Origin of the sequence: Acinetobacter legionensis, from assembly GCF_048551735.1 — a bacterium.
Taxonomy (GTDB): domain Bacteria; phylum Pseudomonadota; class Gammaproteobacteria; order Pseudomonadales; family Moraxellaceae; genus Acinetobacter.
On record NZ_JBIMBV010000055.1, the window covers coordinates 1 to 1,711 of the forward strand.

At 33.6% G+C, this 1,711-nt stretch carries 4 protein-coding genes; all 4 read right to left on the reverse strand.

Annotated elements, in window-relative coordinates:
* Positions 1-69: 69 nt before the first annotated feature.
* Genes ACG9ZL_RS20860 through ACG9ZL_RS20875 form a run of 4 tightly spaced genes read right to left on the reverse strand, consistent with a single transcriptional unit; the run spans position 70 to position 1,428 of the window.
* Positions 70-294: a hypothetical protein gene (locus tag ACG9ZL_RS20860; protein ID WP_004725001.1), complete on the reverse strand. Its 225-nt coding sequence runs from the start codon at positions 292-294 to the stop codon at positions 70-72.
* A gap of 55 nt (positions 295-349) precedes the next feature.
* On the reverse strand, positions 350-523 hold the full coding sequence (locus ACG9ZL_RS20865) for a hypothetical protein (RefSeq protein WP_419361773.1): 174 nt from the start codon (positions 521-523) through the stop codon (positions 350-352).
* A 46-nt stretch (positions 524-569) separates the two neighbouring features.
* Positions 570-977 carry a hypothetical protein gene (locus tag ACG9ZL_RS20870; RefSeq protein WP_419278250.1) on the reverse strand — a complete coding sequence of 136 codons (408 nt, stop codon included), beginning with the start codon at positions 975-977 and terminating at the stop codon, positions 570-572.
* A gap of 1 nt (position 978) precedes the next feature.
* A complete protein-coding gene (locus ACG9ZL_RS20875) occupies positions 979-1,428 on the reverse strand; it encodes a Panacea domain-containing protein (protein WP_419278251.1) in 450 nt (149 codons plus the stop codon).
* Between the last annotated feature and the right edge of the window lie 283 nt (positions 1,429-1,711).

Genomic DNA, 1,711 nt, shown 5'->3' on the forward strand with positions numbered 1-1,711 from the left:
ACGTTGTTCACAGCCTTGGCATGTCATAATCTTCACCCAATAAAAAACCTCCCGAAGGAGGTTTAGTTATTAACCAACTAACTGCTTACGAAAGGATTTATGGATCATCTCTTTTATGTCATCTTCTAAGTTGGCTTCAAATATAAGAATAATACTTGCAGATTCAAATTCAAAAGACGACTTATCATATTCTTGACCAGATAGATAAAGTTCTAGATTCCCGCTATTACTTATATCTGAGAATCCAAATTTATCTCCACAAATATTTACTAAGATATATTGTTTTGATTTCATTATTATCTCTATAATTAATTTAGAAACAATAAATTATCAAATTATCCAAGTAAGATCAATCACCCAACAAAACTCTTAAATTCTTAATCTGTTCTTTTAATCGAATCATCACATTGTCTATTGCGATTAATTCACTGTGTCTTAATCCTGAACGGCTAAGGTTTTGATACTTAGACAGCTCAGCACTGCAAAGCTCTAAGTCTTTTCTAGCCTGTACTGTGTCTGTCATAGTTTCCTGTAGGCATTAAAAAACCCCTCGGGAGGGGTTTTGGTATTTAATGGGGATAAACCTTAAAGGATCTATCCAGCCATAAAATATAAAAAATGTTGCGCTCATAGTAGCCAACCATCGGAGCAAGATCACTAAATCTTAAAGCCCAAATCTTGGCATCACCTGGAACACAAGCTGGTATCGAGACTTTTAAAGACTTCCTGTCAATTGATTCTGAACCTAACCCATGTCTATTTGCTACAATAATTTCTTTCCACTTCATTGATCTTCTTTGAAAAATAGAATCAATAAGATCTAGTTTTTCATGCTTTTCACACTTTGAAAAACAATGATTATTTTGCGTATATCTGAATGAAAATACTAAACACTCATCTTCTTTTATAGGATTTGATGGTGGTGCTGAAATGCTCTTGCCTTTTGATACACTAGGCTTCTTCATTCCTCTTTTCATACTATGACTCTAATTGAGTGTCAAAATACGATTTCATATCTGACTCTAAAATCTCATTATTTTCACCAGGAGCATATACATTTTTCCATGGTGACTCTTCATGAGTCATGTTTCGCAAGCGCCAAGCTGAGAATTGTCCATAGGTATCCAATACATCATCCAACAATTCTTTTTGATCCTGGCTAAAACAACTATCATTAATGGTTTTTGGCGCTTCCACTATACCATTGCCAGACTCTTTAAAATGACGATAGAGAGCAGGAACTACTGGTCCATGCATCCAAGCTTCAATTTTTTCTGGAAACAATACTTCATCAAACATAGCCAAGTGGAATCCTTGGCAGTAATAAACTAGTTTTTGTAATTTTAACGGAGTGATTCCTTCACTACCCTCATAACGATTATCAAGCCATAATATATAGTTAGCAACATCTAATGCTTTTATTGACATTTTATTAGCTCCTTAACAAACGAAATATACTTTCAAATTCGAATGTTTACTGTAGATATGCAAAACCCTCGGATTCTGCACAATCTAATGTAAGATCGCTTACTACCAAGGGTTAACCTAACTTATCACATTTGCTATAAAAGTCAATGTAGCTTTACTATCCTAATTTCATGCGCTTCCAGTAAAAATTAAATTAAATCAATATATTTCATAACTTTAAATCAAATTTTAGTTTAATTTATATTTATTGTTATACTGACCGCACCTTCCCACACTTCCGACA

Bases quoted from the DNA above. Each gene is read 5' to 3' on its own strand.
- ACG9ZL_RS20875 (WP_419278251.1), bottom strand. From the start codon at position 1,428: ATGTCAATAAAAGCATTAGATGTTGCTAACTATATATTATGGCTTGAT.
- ACG9ZL_RS20865 (WP_419361773.1), bottom strand. From the start codon at position 523: ATGACAGACACAGTACAGGCTAGAAAAGACTTAGAGCTTTGCAGTGCT.
- ACG9ZL_RS20860 (WP_004725001.1), bottom strand. From the start codon at position 294: ATGAAATCAAAACAATATATCTTAGTAAATATTTGTGGAGATAAATTT.
- ACG9ZL_RS20870 (WP_419278250.1), bottom strand. From the start codon at position 977: ATGAAAAGAGGAATGAAGAAGCCTAGTGTATCAAAAGGCAAGAGCATT.